This window comes from Nonomuraea ceibae (assembly GCF_019396325.1).
Classification (GTDB): domain Bacteria; phylum Actinomycetota; class Actinomycetes; order Streptosporangiales; family Streptosporangiaceae; genus Nonomuraea; species Nonomuraea ceibae.
In genome coordinates this window covers 1-20,528 of sequence record NZ_JAHKRO010000089.1, presented here as the reverse complement: position 1 = coordinate 20,528, position 20,528 = coordinate 1, and the positions used below count along the sequence as shown (strand labels likewise).

Sequence of the window (20,528 nt, the reverse complement as noted above, 5' to 3'; positions counted from 1 at the left end):
AGGACGAGGCCCGGGACCGCGGCGGTCCCGGGCCTCGCGCCTGCCGGTCAGGCGGGCCGGACGGTCAGCGCTTCACGCGGACGTAGTCCGAACCGCTGGTGTCACCGTAGGTGTCGTCGTCGCCCTGGTAGACGAACTTCCAGCGGCCCGACTTCCAGGCCTTGACCTTGGTGTAGATCTTGCCGCTGCTGTTGGACCAGGTGGACTTGACGTAGGAGTACTTCGCGGACCCGGAGGGCTTGAAGTACAGCCGCACCTTGCCCTTGTAGCCGTCCCAGTCGCCCTCGTCGTCGACCTGCAGCTTGGCCCGGAACCTCAGGTGCTTGCCGCGCTTGACCGGCTCCGGGTAGGCGTTGAAGGAGATGACGCGGGTGTCGGCCTTGACCGCCGGCGGCGGGGTGGGCTCGACGACGCGGACCCAGTCGGTGCCGCTGACCGAGCCGTCGACGCCGCGGGCGCCGTCGAACTCGGCGCGCCACCAGCCGGAGTCGTACGCGGTGGCCCGTGCCCAGAAGCGGCCGTCCCTGTCGGTCACGTCGCTGGTGACGCGCCGCCAGTGGCTGGAGCCGTGCTCCTTGAACATGATGGACACGCGCTCGCCCGGCAGGTCGCGCCAGCCCTCCACCTGGAGGGTGCCGGTGAAGCTGAGCCGGTCACCGCGGGTGACGGGCTCGTGGTAGGCGTTGAAGCCGGTGATGCGGCTGTCCCGGTCGCGCCACCGTACGGAGACGCGGTCGGTGTCGCTGACGGAGGACCTGGCCTCGGCGTTGCCGCCGAACTCCGCCCGCCACCAGCCGGTCGCCCCGGCCCGGACGTGGGCGGAGAACCAGCCGCTGCGGCGGGTGGTGACGGTGGTGACGTGCCGGAAGGCGTCGGTGCCGCGGGCGCGGAAGGTGATGGTGACCTTCTGCCCGCCGTACGCCTTGCCCTCGGCCTCGAGCTTGCCCGAGACCCTCAGCCGGTCACCCTTCTCGACCAGGTCGGGGTCGGCGTCGAACTCCACCACCTTGGTGCCGAGCGCCTTCTTCACCTGGAAGGTGCCCTTGGCGGAGGCGTCTCCGGCGATGGCGAGGAAGTTCCAGACGCCGGCGTTGGCGGCGGTGAACTCCTTGGTGGCCGTCCACCTGGTCTCCTGGCCGTGGGGCGACGGCTTGACCTCGACGGGCGTGAAGACGCCCGCGTCGCCGGGGGCCTTGAGCTGGAACTCGGCCTTTCCTGCGCCCTTGGTGGTGAACGTGAACGTCGCCTTGACGGGCTTGTCGAAGATCACCACGGGGGACGGGCTGACGTCGACCCGGGAGATGGTCTCCGCCGTGGTTTCGGCCACCGCCGACGCCGTCGGGGTCAGGGCCAGAGCCCCGGCGCCGACCGCGAGCGCGACGGCGGCCACGCGGGTGCGTTGTAACATTCGGGTTCCTTTCTGGATACCCCAGGGGTTTCAACGCGGCATTGAGGGTGCCACGTGCTTCTACCAGTAGACGAGGATCGGACGCCCGAAGTTCAGAATTCTGACAAGCTGTTATAGAAAGGGGTCAATCGGACCGGTCCAGCACCTGTCCACGCCGACTGGCAGACGGACGCCACGCGGACAGACATAATCGGCTTTGTGGCGCGCGACACTGTTGAGACTCATTTCATCCAGGCGGTTACGGCTCTTGAGGGCGGCGCGGCGCGAGATCCCGCCGACCCCGTCCGCGACGGCACCACGCTCACCGGCGCGGAGTGCCGCAGGCTCTACAAGCGGCAGGTCGACAGCCGGTTGCTCGACATCGCGGCCCGCTGGCTGCGCGAGCAGGACGAGGGCTTCTACACGATCGGCTCGGCCGGTCACGAGGGCAACGCGGCCGTCGCCGCGGCCCTGCGGCCCGGCGACCCCGCCCTGCTCCACTACCGCTCCGGCGCCTTCTACCTGACCCGGTCGGAGCAGGCCGGGCGGCTGCCCGAGCAGGGCATCCGCGACGTGCTGCTGGGCCTGACCGCCTCGGCCGACGAGCCGATCGCGGGCGGGCGGCACAAGGTGTTCGGCCACCCCGACCTGGCGGTCATCCCGCAGACGTCCACCATCGCCAGCCACCTGCCCCGGGCCGTCGGCGTGGCGTTCGCCATCGAGCGGGCCCGCGCGCTCGGCGCCCCCTCGGCGTGGCCGGAGGACGCGATCACCGTGTGCAGCTTCGGCGACGCCTCGGCCAACCACGCCTCGGCGCTGACGGCGTTCAACACCGCCGCCTACGCCACCTTCCAGGGGCAGCCGCTGCCGATCCTGTTCGTGTGCGAGGACAACGGCATCGGCATCAGCGTCCGCACCCCCAAGGGCTGGGTGGAGGCCGCCGCCCGGCGCCCCGGCATCACGTACTTCGCCGCCGACGGCTGCGACCTGGCGCAGGCGTACGACGTGGCGCGGCAGGCGGCCGAGCACGTGCGCACCCACCGCTCCCCCGCGTTCCTGCACCTGTCCACCGTGCGGCTGATGGGGCACGCGGGCTCCGACGTCGAGCTGGCCTACCGCACGCAGCGGGACATCCGCGCCGACCTGGAACGCGACCCGCTGGTGGCCACGGCCAGGCTGCTCGTCGAAGCCGGCCAGGCCACCCCCGAGGAGCTGCTGTCGCGCTACGAGCTGTCGCGCGAGCACGTGCTGCGGATCGCGCTGGAGACCACCCGCACCCCGCGGCTCGGCTCCGCCCGCGACATCATGGCGCCGATCGCCCCCCGCCAGGCCGACCTGATCGCGAAGATCAGCCCGGTGGCGGCGGAGGCGTCGATCCGGGAGAAGGCGTTCGCCGGGACGCTGCCGGAGTCCGAGGGCGGCGTGACGCTCTGCCAGGCGATCAACCGCACGCTCGCCGACGCGCTGGCCGTCTACCCGGAGATGATGGTCTTCGGCGAGGACGTGGCCAAGAAGGGCGGCGTCTACGGCGTCACCCGGGGGCTGCAGAAGCGCTTCGGCCACACCCGGGTGTTCGACACGCACCTGGACGAGCAGGCCGTGCTCGGGCTGGCGCTCGGCGCCGGGGTGTCGAAGCTGCTGCCGGTGCCGGAGATCCAGTACCTGGCCTACCTGCACAACGCCATCGACCAGATCCGGGGCGAGGCGGCCACGCTGTCGTTCTTCTCCCAGGGCGCCTTCCCGAACCCGCTCGTGGTGCGGGTGGCCGGCTACGCCTACCAGAAGGGGTTCGGCGGCCACTTCCACAACGACAACGCCGTGGGCGCGCTGCGCGACATCCCGGGGCTCGTCATCGCCTCCCCGTCGCGCCCCGACGACGCCGCCTCGATGCTGCGCACCTGCCTGGCGGCGGCCCGTACCCAGGGATCGGTCTGCGTCTTCCTGGAGCCGATCGCGCTCTACCACACCAAGGACCTGTTCGACGAGGGCGACGGCGGCTGGCTCGCCCCGTACGCGCCGCCGTCGCGCTGGGCGGAGACGCACGTGCCGATCGGCCGGGCCCGCTCCTACGGCGAGGGGCGCGACCTGACGATCGTCACGTTCGGCAACGGGCTGCGGATGAGCCTGCGGGCGGCGGTGCGGCTCACCCAGGAGGGGTTCAGCTGCCGGGTGCTCGACCTGCGCTGGCTGGCCCCGCTGCCGGTGGAGGACCTGCTGCGGGCCGCGGAGCTGACGGGCAAGGTGCTCATCGCCGACGAGACCCGGCACACCGGCGGCGTGTCGGAGGGCATCGTGGCCGAGCTGCTCGACGCCGGCTTCGAGGGCAAGATCGCCCGCGTGACCTCGTCCGACAGCTTCATTCCGCTCGGCGACGCGGCCCGGCACGTCCTGCTGTCGGAGGAGGAGATCGAACAGGCGGCCCGCAAGCTCCTCAGCTGATCGCCGGGCCGGCCGCTCTCCTGTGACCTGCGGGTATAGCAGAATGACTCAGCGTGATCGCCCGCTCGCTGTCGCGCGCCCCCGGGTATCGGTGGGTGGTGCTCCTGCTGTGCTGGGCGTCGTTCACCATGACGTCGCTCGACCGGTCCGCCTGGGGGCCGGCGGCGGTGGCGGTGGGCGAGGGGCTGGGGATGTCGCTGGCCGGGCTGGGCGTGTTCGCGACCGCCTACTACGCCGGTTACGTGATCTCCAACGTGGCGGGCGGGGCGCTGACCGACCGGGTCGGGGCGCGGGCCGTGCTGTCGGGGTCGCTGCTCGTGACCGGCGGCGGCATGCTGGCGTTCGGGTCGAGCCGGTCGGCGGGCGCGGGGATCGCGCTCCAGGGGCTGATCGGGCTGTTCGCCGGGGCCGACTACTCGGCGGGGCTGAAGCTCGTCGCTACCTGGTTCCCCGGCCGGGAGCGCGGGACGGGCGGGCGGGGCGGCCGGACCCCCGGCCGCTGCTGGCCGACCGTGACCTGCTGCTGCTCGGGCTGGCCGGGTTCGGCGCGCTGTGGGGCACGTACGGGTTCGTCACCTGGTCCAACACGCTCATGATCAAGGGCAGTGGCGTCGACCCGGTCACGGCGGGCACCGTGGTCGTGATGTTCGCGGTCGTGGCCGTGGCGTGCAAGCCGCTCGTCGGGCTGGCCACCGACCTGATGGGCATCCGGCTGGCGGGCGCGGTCCTGCTCTGCTTCGTCCGCGACCGCGACCCGGTTCCCTAGCGCGTCACCCCACCGGCGGCCGCGTAGCCGCCGGCTCGCCGGGTCAGCCGAGGCGGCGCGCGGTGTTGACCTGCTCGCCGAGGCCGGCGATGCGGGTCACGAGCTTGCTGCCGTCGCCCAGGTAGCGCGGCGGCCTGCGGGCGTGGCCCACGCCGCCGGGCGTGCCGGTCGCGATCACGTCGCCCGGCCGCAGCGTGACGATCCCCGAGATGTACGCGATCAGCTCGGCAGGCGGGAACACCAGGTCGGCGGTGTCGGCCTGCTGCACCACCTCCCCGTCGACCTCGCACTGCATGGCCAGCCCGCCCTCCTCCAGCTCATCCGGCGTGACCAGGTAGGGGCCGAAGGGCGTGGTGGCCTCGAACGTCTTGCCCTGCAGCCACTGCGCCGTGCGGTTCTGGTAGTCGCGCACGCTCACGTCGTTGAACACCGCGTAGCCGGCGATCGCGGCCCCGGCCTGCTCGGGCGTGGCGTGACGGACGTCCGCGCCGATGACGACGGCGAGCTCGGCCTCCCAGTCGACCGCGTCGGAGACGGCCGGCAACTCGATGTCGTCGTACGGGCCGATCAGCGCGTCGGCGAACTTGGCGAACAGCGTCGGATACGCGGGCAGCTCGCGGCCCATCTCCAGGATGTGCGCGCGGTAGTTCAGCCCGACACAGATGATCTTGCCGGGCTGCGGCACGACGGGCGCCAGGTCGGCGGTGGTCAGCGGGTGACGGGCGCCGTCGGCGGCCGACGCCCGCTCGCGCCAGTCGTGGTGCGCGAGCAGCGCGCCGACGTCGGGCGAGCCGACCTCGACGGCGAGATCGCCGTCGATCCGCACGGCGGCGGTACGACGCGGCAGGCGCAGGGTGGCGAGCTTCACGCAGGTTCCCTCCCGATCGTGGGGCAGTCCCTCGAACGGGCCCAACGCTAGGCCCCGGATTCCGGGTCCCGCACTAGCATTCTGGTATGAAGAACAGGCCCGCCTACCCGCTGGGCTCTGTCGACAACGTGCTGCTGATCCTGCACATGCTGCGCGACCAGGGGCGGCTCAAGGTCAGCGACGTGGCCAGGGAGCTGGGCATCGCCCGCTCCACCGCGCACCGCCTGCTGGCCATGCTGGTCTATCGCGACTTCGCCGTCCAGGACGAGCATCACACCTATCTGCCCGGGCCCTTCCTCACCTCCCGGCAGGCGCACCCCGGCGACTCGGCGCTGCGTGAGCTGCGCGCCCTGGTGCGGCCCGCGATGGAGGCGCTGTGCGCGCGGACGCAGGAGACGGTGAACCTCATGGTCAGGATCGGCACGGAGGCGCGTTTCCTCGACAGCGTGGAGTCGTCGCAGATCCTGCACGTGGGCGACAGGAGGGGCACGATCCTGCCCGCCCGGGGCGCGTCCGGCGGCAAGGCCCTGCTGGCCACGCTGCCCCGCGACGACGTCCTCGGCCTCTACCCGGACCTGCCTGGGCCCGAGCGCGCCACCCTGCTGCGGGAGCTCGACGAGATCAGGGCGCGCGGCTACGCGCTCAACGTCGAGGGCACCGAGCAGGGCGTGTCGGCGATCGGCGCGGTCCTGCGCAACGGCAACGGGACGGCGGTGGCGGCGCTGTCGATCTCGGTGCCGACCACGCGGTTCGCCGCCGACCGGGTGCCGGTGTTCGCGGCCGAGCTGGCGGGCACGGTGGCCGAGGCCCAGCGCGCGCTCACGGCCTTCCCCGACTGATCAGCCGCGACGCCGCCCTGGCGCTCACAGCCAGTCGCGCTTCTTGAAGATCACGTAGAGGGTCACGCAGCTCGCGACCATGAGCGCCATCGCGAACGGGTAGCCGAACGCCCAGTGCGTCTCCGGCATGACGTCGAAGTTCATCCCGTAGACGCCGCCCACCACCGTCGGGGCGAACAGGATGGCCGCCCAGGCGGAGATCTTCTTGACCTCCTCGCCCTGCTGGATGCTGACCTGGGTCATCCTGGCCATCTCCTCGTTCTGCGCCTGGCTCACCAGGGTCGAGTTGACCAGCAGGATGTTCTGGAGCTGCTGCTTGAACGAGCCGAGCCGCTCGTTGACGGTGATGGCGTGGTCGCTCACGTCGCCCAGGTAGCTGCGCAGCTCGTCGTCGAGGCCGTACTTGTCGGCCCCGGCGATGAGGCCGTCGATGATCCGCGACAGCGGCGCGGTGGCCCGCTGGAACTCGATGACCTCGCCGGACAGCTCGTAGACGCGGCGTGAGACGGCCGGGTCGCCGCCGAAGACCTGCGCCTCGATCTCCTCGATGTCGGTCTGCAGCCCGGCCACCACGGGGGCGTAGCCGTCGACGACCGCGTCGAGGATGGCGTACAGCACGGCCTGGGGGCCCTGCCGGAGCAGGTCGGGGTCGGACTCCATGCGCTTGCGCACGGCCTGGAGGTCGGGCGCCTCGGCGTGCCGTACGGTGATCACCACGTCGGGGCCGACGAAGACGTGCAGCTCGCCGAACGCGACCTCCTCGACGTCGTCGAGGTAGCGGGCGGCGCGCAGCACCACGAACAGGGTGTCGCCGTAGCGGTCGGCTTTGGGCCGCTGGGAGCCGACGATGGCGTCCTCCAGCGCCAGCTCGTGCAGCTCGAACTCCTCGGCGAGCTTGACCAGCTCCCACTCTTTCGGGCGGTACAGGCCGATCCAGGCCATGTCGCCGGGGTTCTCCTTGAGGTGGGCGAACGCGTCGGCGAGCGAGGCCGGGCAGGCGACGATCCGCCCGTCGCGGTAGATCGTGTTGTTGATGACCGTGGGCTGGTAGGGCGGCTCCTCCCCGGCTCGCGGGTCCATGGAGTGCTCGGGCGCCTCCTCGCGGCCCCCGCCGCGTCTGAACCCCTTCACCTTCGCCATGCCACCTCCTAGGTCTGCAGGTTGTCGAGCTCCTGCTGGGCCCGGTCCCTGATGGTCTTGCGCCACATGGGGGTCCAGCCGAACAGCAGGCCGTGCGGCCGCCCCAGCGCCATCCTGGACCAGCGCTTGAAGTCGAACTCGTCATGATGCCGGACGATCAGGTCGTCCTCGAACCGGAACAGCGCGTCGATCTCGTTGACCACCAGCCGCCCGGTGCGGTGGAAGGTGTAGCGGGCGGTCCAGTGGGCGCTGCCGGAGAACTCGTCGGCCCGCACGTCACGGTAGGTGGACGCCAGGCCGTCGCGCACGCCGAGCTGCAGGCGCCACATCGCCATCACGCGCTCGCGGCCCTCCACCTCCTGGAAGATCGGGTCACCGAAGCTCACGTCCGGGTGGTAGCACCGTCGCATGGCCGCGTAGTCGGCGCGGCCCAGAGCCTCGTAGAAAGCGCTGATCAGCGCCACGTGCGGATCGTTCACCCTGATATCAGATCATGGTCAGGCCGTTGCTCCAGCACACGGCTCTCAGCCAGTCGTCGCCTAGGTCGAGCCGGTCGAGGGCCTGGAGCTGGTGGGCGTACGGATGGGGGATGGTCGGGAAATCACTGCCGAGGACAATCTTCCCAGCGATTCCGAAATCACGCAGGGCCGGGAGAAGTCTTCGAGGAAACGGCATGCCCAACTCCGCGAAGTCCGTCAGCGCCATCGTGGTGTCCAGCGCCACCCGCTCGTAGCGCCCGGCCAGCTCGAAGAACGCCTCGTAGTCCGGCATGCCGAGGTGCGCGATCACCACTCGCAGCCGGGGATGGCGGCGCAGCACGTCGCCGATCGGCCCGGCGCCGAGGTGGCCGCCGGGCACCGGGACGGCGCTGGCGTGCACGACCACCGGGACCCCGGCCTCGGCCAGCAGCCCCCAGATCGCCTCCAGCTCGGGGGCGCGCGGGTCGAAGCCGCCGACCTGGAGGTGCACCTTGAAGATCCGCGCCCCCTCCTCCAGCGCCCGCCGCACGTACGCCTCGGCGCCCGGCTCGGGATAGAAGGTCGCGGACGGGACGCAGCCGGGCGTGCGGCAGGCGAAGCCGAGCGTCCAGCCGTTGAGGTCGGCCGCCATGCCGGGGCGGTGCGCGTACGCCAGCGCGGGAAAGGCGAGCAGGCCCAGCTCGCGCAGCCGGGCCACCCGCTCGGCCACCGGCCAGGCGTACGTGATCCGCCAGCCGTCCCCCATCAGCGGGCCGCCGTGGGTGAAGTGGTGCCACACCCGGCGCTCCATCCGCTCGGGCAGGAAGTGCACGTGCAGGTCCACCAGGCCGGGCAGGCCGAGCGCCCGCCACCACCCCGGAACCGCAGAATCATGTTCTGTGAGCACAGTCGTGACCATACATGGATAGGGTTTTTCCTCGATGGACAAGCTCTGGGCTCAGCTGATCCAGGTCCAGGACGCCCCCGATCCGTGGATCGTGGCCGTCTCCGGGCTGGCGGCACTCGCGATCGTCACCTTCACCGCGCCCTGGCGCCTGTCCCGGGGGCTGATCACCATCGCCCACGAGGGCGGGCACGCCGTGATGGCGCTGCTCACCCGGCGCAAGCTGGAGGGCATCCGGCTCCACTCCGACACCTCCGGCGTGACGCTGACCAGGGGGCGGCCCACCGGGCCCGGCATGGTGCTCACCGCGCTGGCCGGCTACCTCGCGCCGTCGCTGCTCGGGCTGGCCGCCGCCTGGCTGACCGAGCAGGGCCGCATCACGCTGCTCGTCTGGGGGATGCTCGCGTTCCTGGTGTGCATGCTGCTGCTCGTCCGCAACCTGTACGGGGCGCTCATCCTGCTGGTGACGGGCGGGGCGGTGTTCGCGCTGGTCATGTACGCGCCGGCCGGGGTGCAGCAGGGCGTGGCGCTGGGGGTGTCGTGGTTCCTGCTGTTCGGCGGGGTGCGGCCGATCGTGGAGCTGCAGCGCAAGCGGCGCAGGCGGCAGGCGCGCGACTCCGACGCCGACCAGCTCGCGCGGCTGACGTTCCTGCCCGGCGGGTTCTACGTGTTCTTCTTCCTCCTGGTGGCGGGGGCGTCGGTGGTGGCCGGCGGCTACTTGATGAATCCACTCTGACGTCCCGAAATTTCACACTAAACTCTCCCGTGACAGGGGGGAAGTTGTGCTGCCAGTCGAGGACGCGCCCGGTTACCGGGTACTCGATCAGGCCGGCCAGGGCGGGTTCGCCGTCGTCTACCGCGCCTACCAGGAGCGCCTCGACCGGGTCGTGGCGCTGAAGGTGCTGTCGGTCGACCGCGTCGACCAGCGCACGATGCGCCGCTTCCAGCGCGAGCTCCAGCTCACCGGCCGCCTCACCGGCCACCCCAACGTGGTGACGGTCTTCGACACCGGCGTGACCCGCTCCGGCAAGCCGTACATCGCCATGGACTTCTTCGAGAACGGCTCGCTGCGCGACAAGCTCCGCAACGAAGGCCCGTTCCCGGTGGCCGAGGTGCTGCGCACCGGCGTCAAGCTCGCCGGCGCGCTCGCCGCCGTGCACGAGGCGGGCGTCCTGCACGGCGACATCAAGCCGCAGAACATCCTCATCTCCCGCTACGGGGAGCCGGCCGTGGCCGACTTCGGCGTGGCCCGGGTCGTCGACTCGGCGGAGATCTCCGCGACCTCCCAGGCGTTCACGCCGCTGCACGCCGCGCCCGAGGTGCTGACCGGGCAGCCGCACTCGGTGTCCACCGACGTCTACTCGCTCGGCTCGACCCTCTACCACCTGCTGGCCGGGCAGCCCGCCTTCCACAGCCCGACCGACCCGTCGATCGCGCCGCTGATGTACCGGGTGCTGAGCGCGGAGCCGCCGCCGATCGACCGGCCCGACGTGCCGCCCGTGGTGACGCGGACGGTGCTGCGCGCGATGGCCAAGCAGCCGGAGCTGCGTTACGGGTCGGCGCGCGAGTTCGGGCAGCGGCTGCGGCAGGTGCAGGCGGAGCTCGGGCTGCCGGTGACGGACCTCCTCGGCGAGCCCGCCGCCCCTCAGCCTGCCGCCTCTCAGGTCGCGGTCCCTCAGGCCGCCGCCCCCCATGCCGTCGTCCCGCAGCCCACCGTCCCGCAGCCCGCGTCGTACGGTCCGCCGCCCGGTGCGGGTCCGGGGGCGCCGGGCGGAACCGGGACCGGGAGCGGGGCCGGGGGCGCGACGGCGTGGCAGCAGTCGGCGGCCCCGCGCGTCACCCGTCCCGCCGGGTACGAGCCCCCTCCCCCGCAGCGGACCTCGCGGCTGGGCGTCAAGGTGGCGGTGACCGCGAGCGTCACGGCCGTGGCCGTGGCGGGCACGGTCCTGGCCGTGTGGCTCTCCCTGCAACGCGCCGACCCTCCGGCCACGCTGCCCACGGCCCGGTCCGGCACGTCGGAGCCCCAGTCACAGTCGGAGGCTCCCACGATCGACCGGCGCAGTGTCGCCGCGCTGGCCCCCCGCCAGGTGAAGGTCACCTCGGACCGGGGCGCGCTGGTCGAGCTGTCGTGGGCGCTGACCGCCAAGGCCCGCCGCTACCCGGTGGTGGTGCAGCGTTCGCCGGTGGAGAAGGGCGGCCAGCCGCTCACCCCGGTGGAGGCGGGCGCCACCTCGGCCCGCATCGGCGGCCTCGACCCGGACCAGGGCTACTGCTTCGTGGTCGGCGTCCCGCTGGACATCGCGGAGAGCAGCACGGTGGCCTGGTCCAAGCCCGCCTGCATCAGGGGCGCCCGCCCGGCGAGCTAGCCCGCCGCGTCCAGGAAGCGGCGGACGTCGGCGATCTCCGCATCGAGGGAGCCCGGGTCGACGAGGTCGGCGAACGGGGTGACCGTGACGGCGGCGGCCTTGCGCGTCCAGGTGCCCGCGATCCGGCCGCCGGCGATGACGACGGGGCGCAGGACGCCGCCGCCGGGGAAGACGGCGCGGGCGTGCTCGGGCGCGAGGATCGGGTCGCGGCTCTTCCAGCCCAGCAGATACTCGTCGAAGGCGGGCGCGAGGCGTACCACCGGCTCTTGCGGGGCGGGGGCGGCGGGCGCGGGGGCGCGCCAGGCGGCGCGGGCGTCGCCGAGGGGCAGGCCCGACCAGGCGGCCAGGTCCTCGGGCCCGGCCGGGTGGTGGGCGCGGCGGTAGCGCAGGCCCAGCTCGGCGAGGGCGCGGTCGCGGTCCGGCTCGGGGGTGACGGGCGCGCCGAGCCAGTCGGCGGCGTGCACGTACGTGGGCTTGCCGCCGCGCGGCGGGCCCAGGACGGCGAGGCCGTGGTGGGCGGCGAGCGCGACCAGGTGGACGATGCCCTGGCCGCTCGCCCGGCCCGCCAGGCGTTCGGCGAGGTCGGCCTTGGTGAGCGGGCCCTGGCCGGCGAGCGCGCGGCCGATCAGCGGGAGGAGGTCGTCGCCGGTGACGCCTTCCTGGGCCAGGCGGCGCCGCGCGGCGGTGTCGTTGCGGGTGAGCGCGTGGACCCAGGGCAGGTCGTCGCGGTGGACGAAGTGGAGGGTGCCGCGCGGCCCCCACGTCCTGACGATCTCCCTGGAGTGCCAGGCGGCCTCGACGTCCGCGCGGGCGAGGGTCGCCGAGCGTGCCCGGAAGGCCAGCAGGGCGGAGACGATGTCCTGGGCCTGCACGGCGAGCAGGTGACGGACGACGTCGCCGGCGCCGAGTCCCGGCGGGCGGTGCAGGAGCTGGGCTTCCACGCTGCGCATGCCGGTCATCGTAGAAGGAGCCGGTCGCGGAGGCGGGCGGTGACGGGGGTGCGGGCGCGTACGGCCAGGCGTACGGCGTCGCTGCGCCGCCAGGCCTCGTCGGCGGCGGCGGACCCGATGTCCTCGGGGGCGTAGCGGGCGAAGTTGGTGATGTCGGCCAGCGGCCGGAGGTCGGGGCTGACGGCGCCGGAGCGGGCCACGACCTCCTCGGCGGTCAGCGTACGCGCGTCGCGCAGCCCCAGGTCGTCGCAGGTCTGCCGCCACGCGCCGAGCACCCGCTGCCCCGGTGCGGGGGCGTTGCGGCGGGCGCGCCTGCGCCACCACGGCCGCGCCGCCGCCACCCCCAGGTACGCCACCAGCAGCACGGCGAGGACCGCCGGGGCGATCAGCCAGAGCGGGAGGCCGCCTTCGGACGCGTCGCCGGTCCCCGTACGGGTCGGGCGCGACTGCTTGGGCTTGCTGGTGCCGCCCTGGGTGAACTCGCCCGCGAGCTTCTCGCTCTCCTGGATGGCGGACGACACCACGTCGTGGTCGTCCTTGGAGCCGCTCCGGCCGGGTGTGGGGTAGAAGGGCCGCCAGCCGAGCTTGTCGAACTTGATCTCCGCCCATGCCATCACATGTCCCGATTTAACGTGATAAACGCCGTCAGGACCGGCCTCGCCGGGACGGAAGCCCACCACCACCCGCGACGGCAGCCCGAGCGTCCTGGCCATGAGCGCGAACGCCGACGCGAACTGCTCCGACGTCCCCCGGTGCGTGGTCTCCAGGAAGAACTCCAGCCCCTTGAGCGAGTGCCCCGGCGGCGCGGTGACGTCGTACCCGGCGTTGGCCCGCAGGTAGCTCTGCAGCCGGTACGCCTGCTTGATCGGCGCGTCCGCGCCCTTGGTCGCCTCCTGCGCCAGCTCCGTGAACAGCTTGCGCTGCGGCCCCGCGGGAAAGGCGGTCAGCGACGCGTCGGCGACGGGCGCGGCGTCGAGCAGGTCCTGCTTGGACGGCTTGGCCACCCGCGAGGTCACCTGGTAGGCGAAGCCCTTGCCCGGCTTCACCTCGGCGATCAGCGCGCCGCTGCCGGGGTCGACGGCCAGCTCGCGCACCCCCGTGACCTCGACCGGCCGCTCGGCCGCGGGCAGCCAGGTGCCCGGCAGCCCGCTGAACGTGACGCTCTGCCGTACGGTCTCCGCCGGGCCGTCCCACTCGCCCTCGGGCACCCGGCCGCCCGTCGGCTGGAAGCGGGCGGCGGACGTCCACCGCACCCCGTCGTAGCGGTCGAGCACGGCCAGCCGCCAGTTGAGCGGTTTGTCGGCCTTGACGGTGAACAGGTCGCGGTCGGGCATCTGCAGCCACGCCGACACGCGGTCGAGCGGGCTGACGCTGTCGACGCGGCGGGGCGGTGGCAGCTCGGCGTTCTCGCGCGGGTTGTACGGCTCGGCGGCGATGGGCAGCAGGGGCCCGGCGACCAGGGCGAGCGCGGCCAGCGCGGCCCCGGCGGGCACGCCCGCGAGCAGCCAGAACGCCGGGCGTCCCTCCCTGACCAGCGCGAGGGCGACGACGAGGACGAGGAGGGCGCCGGCCACCGGCAGGTTGGAGCCTTCGCCGTCCACGCCCAGCAGCAGCGCGACCCCGTACACGACCAGGGCCGGAAGGGCGGCGGCCAGGCGGGTGCGGGTGCGGTTGAGCACCTCGGCGCCGATGACGGCGGCGGCCCAGACGAGCGTGTGCGCCAGCACGAGCAGGCGCGGCTCCGGCGGGGCGGGCAGCAGCGTGGTGAGCAGCCCCTGCCAGGCGTTGGCCACGTCCGCGAACACCCCGGGGGCCGGGCCGCCGTAGAGCGGGATCGTCCCGGCGAACCACAGCACCACGTCGAGCAGCAGCGCCAGCCAGAGCGGCCGGGCCCGGGTGAGGGCCGCGACCAGCGCGGGAGCGACGGCAGCGGGCACGAGCGCGAGGATCAGCCCGGTGCCGGCGAACACCCGGTGGAACCCCCACCCGGCGGTCCCGGCGAGGGCGGCGACGAGCGCGAGACCGGCGAGCCGGTGCCAGGTCGTCGGGGTCGCCGGGGTCATCTGGCCCCCCACAGCAGCGGCAGCGCGTCGAGCTCGGCCAGCGGGATCACGGTGACGCCGGGCGCGCTGACGGCTCCCGCGCCCACGTACACGCAGATGACGCGGTCGAAGCGGCGGCGGACACCGGCGACGCGGCCCGCCTCGGCGGGGTCGGCGGTGACGAGGACGAGCGAACCGCCGCCGCGCGCCAGCCGCATCGCCTCCGTGACGCCCGTCGTGCCGGGGCCGACCAGGGCGAGCCGGTCGAGCAGCAGCTCGCCGTCGGACTTGGTCTCGGCCACCGGCCCGTCGCCGGTGACGACCCGGACGGGGAACCCCGCCCCGGCCGCCGCGACGGCCGCCGAGGCCGCGGCGTCCACGGCGAGCTCGGTGAGGTCGCGGGTGTCGAGGACGACCGTGGTCGTGGGCAGGCTGGCGTCGATGAGCTGGCGGACCATGAGCGTGCCGGTGCGGGCGCTGGAGCGCCAGTGGACGTGTCGCAGGTCGTCGCCGACGACGTACTCGCGCAGCGTGTGGAAGGTGACGGTGCCGCTGGGCGCGTTGTCGCTGGCCGGGCCCTCCAGGTGGTGCGCCCTGCCGGACGGCGGCACCGTGAGGGCGGCCGTGCGCGGGCGGACCAGGAGCCTCGCGGCCTCGCCGTACTCCCTGACGCGGCGCGTGAGCCCCAGCGGGTCGGCCCGCACGAGCGTCAGCGGGCCGATCGGGATGTCGCCGCGCACCTGCGTGGGCAGCGGGTACGAGACGGTCCTGGCGCCGCCCCTGGGCAGCCGGGGCAGGTCCACGGCGTGCTCGGACGCGCCGATCCGGTCGTGGGCGCGCAGCCCGCTCAGGCCCCGCCCGCCGAGGTTGCGCACGTGCAGGACGGCGACGGCGGCCTCGCCGCGCGGCACCTTCAGCGGCGTCACCTCGCGCCGCACCTCCAGTCTGGGCCTGGGCGCGGTCCAGGCGAGCGCGGCGGCCAGCGCGAGCAGGCCGCCGGTGGCGAGCACGACGGGCTCCGGGTAGCCGAGCGCGAACCCGGCCGCGTACAGCGCGGCCGAGCCTGCGAGCGTCCCCCAGCCGAGCGGCGTCAGCACTAGGCCGCCTGGGGCACGGGCATCCCGGCGAGCAGCTCGCCGAGCACCCCGGCGGCGGTGACCTCGCGCAGCTCGGCCTCGGGCGTGCGGATCAGCCGGTGGGCCAGCACGGGCACGGCCAGCGCCTTGACGTCCTCGGGCACCACGTAGTGCCGTCCGGCGGCGGCGGCCTTGACCCGGGCGGCCCGCAGCAGGGCCAGGCTGCCGCGCGGGCTCGCCCCGAGCCGCAGGTGCGGGCTGGTGCGGGTGGCCGCGCAGAGCGCCACGATGTAGTCGTAGACCGGGTCGGCGACGTGGATGCGGGTCGCGAAGTCGATCATCCCGGCGACGTCGGAGGCGCGGGCGACGACCGGCAGCCGTTCGACCTGCGGGCCGGTGGGCATGCCCTTGAGCACCTGCACCTCCGACGCGTGGTCGGGGTAGCCGACGGAGATCTGCATGAGGAAGCGGTCGAGCTGGGCCTCGGGCAGCGGGTAGGTGCCGTCCATGTCGACCGGGTTCTGCGTGGCGACCACCAGGAACGGCCGGGGCACCGGGTGCGGCTCGGCGTCCACGGTGACGCGGCGCTCCTCCATGACCTCCAGCAGCGCCGCCTGCGTCTTCGGCGAGGCGCGGTTGATCTCGTCGGCGAGCACGATGTTGGCGAACACCGGCCCCTGGTGGAACTCGAACTTCTGGTGCGCCTGGTTGAAGATCGACACGCCGGTGATGTCGCTGGGCAGCAGGTCGGGCGTGAACTGCACGCGCCGCCACTCGGCGTCCACGCTGGCCGCGATCGACCGGGCCAGCGTCGTCTTGCCGGTGCCCGGCACGTCCTCGATGAGCAGGTGCCCCTCGGCGAACAGGCAGATCAGCGCCAGCTCGACGGCCTCGCGCTTGCCGCGGATGACGTGCTCGATGTTGGTCGCGAGCAGCTGGAAGCGCTGCGCGAACTGGCCGGCGAGCTGCGCGGGCTGCTCATGGCTGTAATGCGTCAACCGAGTCCCCTTCTCAGTCGGTGCACTCGTAGAGCGGGGCCGCCGGGAAGCCGCCGCGCGGCGTCTTCATCAGGGTGTCGCTGATGTAGCCGACGCCGCCGTTCCACTCGATCCTGTTCCAGATGTCGCTGGTCTCCCCGGACTGCTTCTCGCTGACCGACATGCCCTTCTCCTGGCAGATCACTGTCAGGCTGAGGTACTTCCCCTTGTCGATCTGGCCGATCTGGCAGTTCCCCGTGGCACACGAATTGATCTTGGTGTTGGTCTCGTCGTTGTAGGCGTTCTGGTAGGCGTGCCTCGGGTAGGCCAGGTCCACCTCGGCGGTGACGGCCTCCTGGCTCTCCCCCGCCGCGTTCTTCGCCTTCAGCGTGAACGTGTGCTTCTGGTTGTTCTTCAGGCCCTCGACCCCGTACGAGGTGCCGCTGATGCCGTCCTTGTCCGCCGCGCCCGACAGCACGTACGTGACGTCCTGGCCGGCGTTCTCCGGGGCGCTCCAGCTCAGGTCGGCGCCCCGGTTCTTGGCCTTGGCGGCGAAGCCCGACGGCGGGCCAGGCGCCACGCACGGCTTGACCCCGGCGCTCGGGTCGGACGCGACCTCGCCGCCGGACCAGTGCGCGACGACGGTGAACGTGTACTCGCCCGCGCAGTCGCCCCCGGTGAACTCGAACCGGAACGGCCCGCCCGCGTCCACCTGCTGCGGCGTGACGCTGCCGTCGCCGCCGTCCACCTTCAGCGTGTAGCGCTCCACCTCGCCGCCCGCGGACGGGCTGAAGCTGATGTCCACCCGGCCCGGCCCGGTCCTGGCGGTCACGGCCCCCGGCTTGCCGGGCGGCGTCGCGGACGGCGTGGGCGTGGGCGTGGGGGTCGGCGTGGGCGTCGCGACCGGCTTCCTGGTCCTCGTACGGGTCGGCTCCGGGTCCGGCTCGGCCTCCACCTCCTCCGTCCGGGTGGGACGCGGGTCCGGCTCGGACGTGGCGGGCTGCTCCTGCTCCTGGGTCTGCGTGGGCTCCGGCTTCGGCGTCTTGGGCCTGGGCGTGTTCGTCGGGCCCGGGACGTCGGAGTCGTCCTTGTCGATGTCGTGCTTGCGGCCTTCCGGGTCGATGACGATGGCCTTGTCGCCGTTCTCGTCGTTGGCCCAGAGCAGCCCGTCCTTGACGAACACCTCCACCTCGCCGGGGCCCTGCGCCACCTGGAGGGTGGTGGGCCGGCCGCCGTCGGCGCTGTCCCAGACGATCAGGGCGCCGCTGCTGCGGTCCGGCACGTACACCTTGGAGCCGAGCACCTGCGGCACGCCGAGCGCGGCCGGGTCGGACGCCTCGAACCGGGTGGTGAGCACCGAGTTGGACGCGGTGTCGATCACCACGAGCAGCCCCGAGTCGCCCGCCGTCAGCACCGGCACCAGCGGGCCCTCGGTGCCGGCCGGGGTGAGCACGCCGCCCTCGGCCGCCTGCGCGACCTCCTTCGGCAACAGGATTTCGCCCACGCCGCCGTCGGCGCCGACGAGCGTGGCCGTGGCGGCGCGCGTGTTGACGATCAGCGGGACCGAGCCCGCGATGGTGACGGCCAGCTCCTCGCCGGGCTCGCCGACCTTCACCGGCGTACGGGCCACGCCGCCGGACACCGGCACCACCTCGCCCTTGGCGGTGACGGGCACCCACAGCGTGCCGGCGCCGTCGATGCGGGCCGCGCCCAGCGGGCCGGGCAGCGCGAGCGGCGCGCCCACGGTGTTGAGAGTGAGCGGGTCGATCCGCTGGACCTCGCCCTTCGGGTTCACCGCGTAACCGGTGTCGCCCGACAGCGCGAGCTGCACGCCGGCCGCGCCGAAGTCGCGCGACTGCGTGACGGTGAGCTGGCTGGGCTCGATCCGGCTCACGTAGCCGGTGCGCTCGTCGACCAGCAGCACGTGCGAGCCGTCCTGGACAACCTTGAGCTGCTTGCCCGCCTTGTCGTCGAGATAGCCGTCGACCTCCCCCGAGAGGCCGTTGACGTGCACGATCTTGCCTCGCGCGGCGGTCCACAGCCAGGCTCCGACGTCGGCCAGCTTCGGGTTGGCGCTCGACACGCCCACACCGAAGAACGCCGCCGCCCCAGCCAGGATGACCGCCGCCGCCCCCGCGATCAGAGCCGTCGCCCGATCGCCTCGGAGTACGCGCATGCGATTACTCACTCCGTCGTACTGATTACTGTGCGTTTGCCCCCGTATGTATCAGGGGTCACCCTAGCGTGCCCCGGTAGCACGCGCATGCGGGCAAGGAATGTCGGCGCGAGGCCGTACCTTAGTGCGCGTGCCAGAGCAGCCCCTGACCCTCGACTCCGCGCTCACCGACGAGGCGGTGCTGTCGACCTACCGCCGCATGTTCGCGGCCCTGGCCCGCGACAGCGGGGCCGTGGTCGACGACCCCGCGCTCGTCGACATCGCCGAGACGCTGTTCGCCGCGTTCGCCGAAGCCGGCGAGGAATGGCTCACGCACGACCAGATGCGCTTCGCCTGCCGCGCCCACCCGGCCGACCAGTTCGACAACCGGCTGCGCGTCCTCAAGGGGCTCGGCGCCATCCGCGAGGTCTTCCCCAAACCCAACCAGCTGCGCTACCGCGCGTCGTTCACCAGCGTCGTCGGGCTCATGTTCATCAGGCGGATGATGGACGACGGCGGCCAGTCGGAGATGCACCGGCTGCTCGCCCTCGAAGACCTCAACGTCGCCGACCCGCGCACCACCATGGAAGAAGCCCGGCAGAGCGCCGTCAACCTCGCCCGCGCCTTCCGCCTGTGGGCGCTGGAGCTGATCACGCTCACCACCGGCACCATCGAGGAGCTGCGCGAGCAGGCCCCCAAGCTGTGGGGCACCGAGGAGATCGCGCACCGCGCCCAGAGCCTCCACGGCACCATCCTCACCCGCTGGCCCGAGCTCGACCGCGTCTGCACCGACCTGCGCGCCGCCATCTACTCCTACAGCGACGCCTCCCGCCGCGCCGCCGGCCGGCTCGCCGACTCCGCGGGCACGACCCGCAACCTCACGCTCCTGCCCACCGAGACGTGGCGCACCTTCGCCCAGACGGCGTCCAGGGAGCGGCTCGCCGCCGTGCTCGACGGCTTCCTCTTCGACGCCCCCGCGCCCTGGCACGACCCCGCCGCCATCGCCCGCGCCGTCGACGAGGCCCCGCGCCCCGCCCCCGCCCAGCCCACTCCCCCGCGCTCCACCCTGCCCGACCCCGGCCCCGAAGGCTCGCTCGACTCCTCACCCACGGCCGCCGCCGAACGCCTGACCGCCCTGGCCGAGTCCCTGCTCGGCGGCGCCTCCCGGGTCGCGCTGGCCGACGTCATCGACTCCGACTGGCCCTCGGCCCGGCGCCTGCTGGCCGACCTGACGAGCATCGACCTGCGTCCCGAACTGCCCTACCGGCTGGCCTGGTCCGACGGCCTCACCATCGACCCGTCCCGCGAGCCTGCCTGGCTCTCCCACGGCCACCTGGAGCGCACCCCATGACCACCCCGCCCCAGCCCCCTGCCGACCACCCACCGTCGGACCCGCTCCCTCCGGCCACCGGCCCGTCCCCGTCGGACGCGCGCCGTACGACGCCCGGATGGTCCTCCCCGGACGGGGGCCGTACGCTGTCCGGGCCCTCCTCCGAGGACGGCCGCCGCGCGCCGGCCGGATCGCCCCCTCGGGAGGGGCGCCGGGCGGGAGGCACGGCCTTGAAGGCAGCGTCGCAGGTGACGGCCGGTGCGGTGGCGCATGCGCGGGCCAGGGTCGAGGGACCGCTGACGTTGGGCGCTATGGAGGCGGCCCCCGCCGGGATGACCCGGCTGACCAGGCCCGACTCCACCGGCCAGGCACTCCCCGTATGGCCCGACGGGGTCACGCCGTCGCTCCTGGAGGAGCACCAGGTCCCGCCCATGCCCGTGGAGCGCTCCGGTGAGACCCGCCGCGTCCTCGCCGCCGTGCTCAAGTGCTGCTGGAGCGACCACGCGACCGACCCGTGGCCGGGCGACCCGGCGCCGCTGGAGCGCGTGCTCGACACCTACCGCGCGCTGATCGGCCGCACCGACGACCTGATGCGCAACTGGGCGATCGGCGCGCTGCGCCGCCTGCACGACTCGGCCTGGGTGACGATGTCCGACGGCATCGTCTCCCTGGGGCCGCGCTGCGCCCTGTGGCCGGTCGAGTCCCACGCCGTCCTCCAGGAGCTGGTCCGCCGCATCCCCGAGCCGGAACGCCGGGCCCTCACGGTCGTCGCCGACGCCGACCTCGTCGCCGCCGCCCGCCCTGCGCCGCCGTCGATAGCGGTACCGCTAT

17 protein-coding genes and 1 pseudogene are annotated in these 20,528 nt (G+C 73.3%); 8 read left to right on the top strand and 10 right to left on the bottom strand.

Features of this window, described 5'->3' with window-relative positions:
- Positions 1–64: 64 nt before the first annotated feature.
- Complete coding sequence (locus tag KME80_RS36685; protein WP_219511719.1) at positions 65–1,408, bottom strand: hypothetical protein; 1,344 nt, start codon at positions 1,406–1,408, stop codon at positions 65–67.
- Positions 1,409–1,606: 198 nt separating this feature from the next.
- On the opposite strand from KME80_RS36685, the gene KME80_RS36680 reads away from it, so the two are divergent.
- Genes KME80_RS36680 through KME80_RS36670 form a run of 3 tightly spaced genes read left to right on the top strand, consistent with a single transcriptional unit; the run spans position 1,607 to position 4,592 of the window.
- Complete coding sequence (locus KME80_RS36680) at positions 1,607–3,826, top strand: thiamine pyrophosphate-dependent enzyme (protein WP_219511718.1); 2,220 nt, start codon at positions 1,607–1,609, stop codon at positions 3,824–3,826.
- A gap of 53 nt (positions 3,827–3,879) precedes the next feature.
- Positions 3,880–4,422: an MFS transporter gene (locus tag KME80_RS36675; RefSeq protein WP_219511716.1), complete on the top strand. Its 543-nt coding sequence runs from the start codon at positions 3,880–3,882 to the stop codon at positions 4,420–4,422.
- Positions 4,419–4,592 (top strand): hypothetical protein, encoded by a 174-nt coding sequence (locus KME80_RS36670; RefSeq protein ID WP_219511713.1) that lies wholly within the window; start codon positions 4,419–4,421, stop codon positions 4,590–4,592. Before KME80_RS36675 ends, KME80_RS36670 begins: the two co-directional genes overlap by 4 nt.
- 43 nt (positions 4,593–4,635) lie before the next feature.
- Here KME80_RS36670 and KME80_RS36665 read toward each other — a convergent pair whose 3' ends face one another.
- Positions 4,636–5,460 (bottom strand): fumarylacetoacetate hydrolase family protein, encoded by an 825-nt coding sequence (locus KME80_RS36665; protein ID WP_219511711.1) that lies wholly within the window; start codon positions 5,458–5,460, stop codon positions 4,636–4,638.
- An 86-nt stretch (positions 5,461–5,546) separates the two neighbouring features.
- Here KME80_RS36665 and KME80_RS36660 point away from each other — a divergent pair, with 86 nt between their 5' ends.
- Entirely contained in the window at positions 5,547–6,299 is a 753-nt protein-coding gene (locus KME80_RS36660; RefSeq protein ID WP_219511709.1) for an IclR family transcriptional regulator, read from the top strand.
- 24 nt (positions 6,300–6,323) lie between these two features.
- Here KME80_RS36660 and KME80_RS36655 read toward each other — a convergent pair whose 3' ends face one another.
- The 3 genes from KME80_RS36655 to KME80_RS36645 are packed head-to-tail and all read right to left on the bottom strand — an operon-like array spanning position 6,324 to position 8,804.
- Positions 6,324–7,439: a magnesium and cobalt transport protein CorA gene (locus KME80_RS36655; RefSeq protein ID WP_219511708.1), complete on the bottom strand. Its 1,116-nt coding sequence runs from the start codon at positions 7,437–7,439 to the stop codon at positions 6,324–6,326.
- Positions 7,440–7,447: 8 nt separating this feature from the next.
- Positions 7,448–7,918 carry a nuclear transport factor 2 family protein gene (locus tag KME80_RS36650; RefSeq protein WP_308126079.1) on the bottom strand — a complete coding sequence of 157 codons (471 nt, stop codon included), beginning with the start codon at positions 7,916–7,918 and terminating at the stop codon, positions 7,448–7,450.
- 7 nt (positions 7,919–7,925) lie between these two features.
- A complete protein-coding gene (locus KME80_RS36645) occupies positions 7,926–8,804 on the bottom strand; it encodes an amidohydrolase family protein (protein ID WP_308126078.1) in 879 nt (292 codons plus the stop codon).
- 34 nt (positions 8,805–8,838) lie between these two features.
- Here KME80_RS36645 and KME80_RS36640 point away from each other — a divergent pair, with 34 nt between their 5' ends.
- A complete protein-coding gene (locus tag KME80_RS36640; protein ID WP_219511704.1) occupies positions 8,839–9,537 on the top strand; it encodes a M50 family metallopeptidase in 699 nt (232 codons plus the stop codon).
- A 46-nt stretch (positions 9,538–9,583) separates the two neighbouring features.
- Positions 9,584–11,167: a serine/threonine-protein kinase gene (locus KME80_RS52225; RefSeq protein ID WP_219511702.1), complete on the top strand. Its 1,584-nt coding sequence runs from the start codon at positions 9,584–9,586 to the stop codon at positions 11,165–11,167.
- Here the strand turns inward: KME80_RS52225 and KME80_RS36630 are convergent.
- The 5 genes from KME80_RS36630 to KME80_RS36610 are packed head-to-tail and all read right to left on the bottom strand — an operon-like array spanning position 11,164 to position 18,388.
- Positions 11,164–12,117, bottom strand: coding sequence for a winged helix DNA-binding domain-containing protein (locus KME80_RS36630; RefSeq protein WP_219511700.1), 954 nt, complete (start codon positions 12,115–12,117; stop codon positions 11,164–11,166). The genes KME80_RS52225 and KME80_RS36630 overlap by 4 nt on opposite strands.
- 5 nt (positions 12,118–12,122) lie before the next feature.
- A complete protein-coding gene (locus KME80_RS36625; RefSeq protein ID WP_219511698.1) occupies positions 12,123–14,180 on the bottom strand; it encodes a transglutaminase TgpA family protein in 2,058 nt (685 codons plus the stop codon).
- The gene (locus KME80_RS36620; RefSeq protein ID WP_219511696.1) at positions 14,177–15,256 is read right to left on the bottom strand and encodes a DUF58 domain-containing protein; all 1,080 of its coding nucleotides are present in this window, start codon (positions 15,254–15,256) and stop codon (positions 14,177–14,179) included. Before KME80_RS36620 ends, KME80_RS36625 begins: the two co-directional genes overlap by 4 nt.
- On the bottom strand, positions 15,256–16,233 hold the full coding sequence (locus tag KME80_RS36615) for an AAA family ATPase (RefSeq protein ID WP_246646357.1): 978 nt from the start codon (positions 16,231–16,233) through the stop codon (positions 15,256–15,258). Before KME80_RS36615 ends, KME80_RS36620 begins: the two co-directional genes overlap by 1 nt.
- Before the next feature lie 13 nt (positions 16,234–16,246).
- Positions 16,247–18,388 carry a hypothetical protein gene (locus KME80_RS36610; protein WP_219511695.1) on the bottom strand — a complete coding sequence of 714 codons (2,142 nt, stop codon included), beginning with the start codon at positions 18,386–18,388 and terminating at the stop codon, positions 16,247–16,249.
- 130 nt (positions 18,389–18,518) lie between these two features.
- Here KME80_RS36610 and KME80_RS36605 point away from each other — a divergent pair, with 130 nt between their 5' ends.
- On the top strand, positions 18,519–19,718 hold the full coding sequence (locus tag KME80_RS36605; RefSeq protein ID WP_308126077.1) for a hypothetical protein: 1,200 nt from the start codon (positions 18,519–18,521) through the stop codon (positions 19,716–19,718).
- Positions 19,719–20,008: 290 nt separating this feature from the next.
- Positions 20,009–20,528, top strand: a pseudogene (locus KME80_RS36600) (hypothetical protein); the annotation flags it as partial.

What these genes read in the sequence shown, in the direction of transcription:
- KME80_RS36685 (WP_219511719.1), bottom strand. Translation starts at nt 1,408, where the DNA reads ATGTTACAACGCACCCGCGTGGCCGCCGTCGCGCTCGCGGTCGGCGCC.
- KME80_RS36670 (WP_219511713.1), top strand. Translation starts at nt 4,419, where the DNA reads ATGATCAAGGGCAGTGGCGTCGACCCGGTCACGGCGGGCACCGTGGTC.
- KME80_RS36660 (WP_219511709.1), top strand. Translation starts at nt 5,547, where the DNA reads ATGAAGAACAGGCCCGCCTACCCGCTGGGCTCTGTCGACAACGTGCTG.
- KME80_RS36655 (WP_219511708.1), bottom strand. Translation starts at nt 7,439, where the DNA reads ATGGCGAAGGTGAAGGGGTTCAGACGCGGCGGGGGCCGCGAGGAGGCG.
- KME80_RS36640 (WP_219511704.1), top strand. Translation starts at nt 8,839, where the DNA reads ATGGACAAGCTCTGGGCTCAGCTGATCCAGGTCCAGGACGCCCCCGAT.
- KME80_RS36630 (WP_219511700.1), bottom strand. Translation starts at nt 12,117, where the DNA reads ATGCGCAGCGTGGAAGCCCAGCTCCTGCACCGCCCGCCGGGACTCGGC.
- KME80_RS36625 (WP_219511698.1), bottom strand. Translation starts at nt 14,180, where the DNA reads ATGACCCCGGCGACCCCGACGACCTGGCACCGGCTCGCCGGTCTCGCG.
- KME80_RS36610 (WP_219511695.1), bottom strand. Translation starts at nt 18,388, where the DNA reads ATGCGCGTACTCCGAGGCGATCGGGCGACGGCTCTGATCGCGGGGGCG.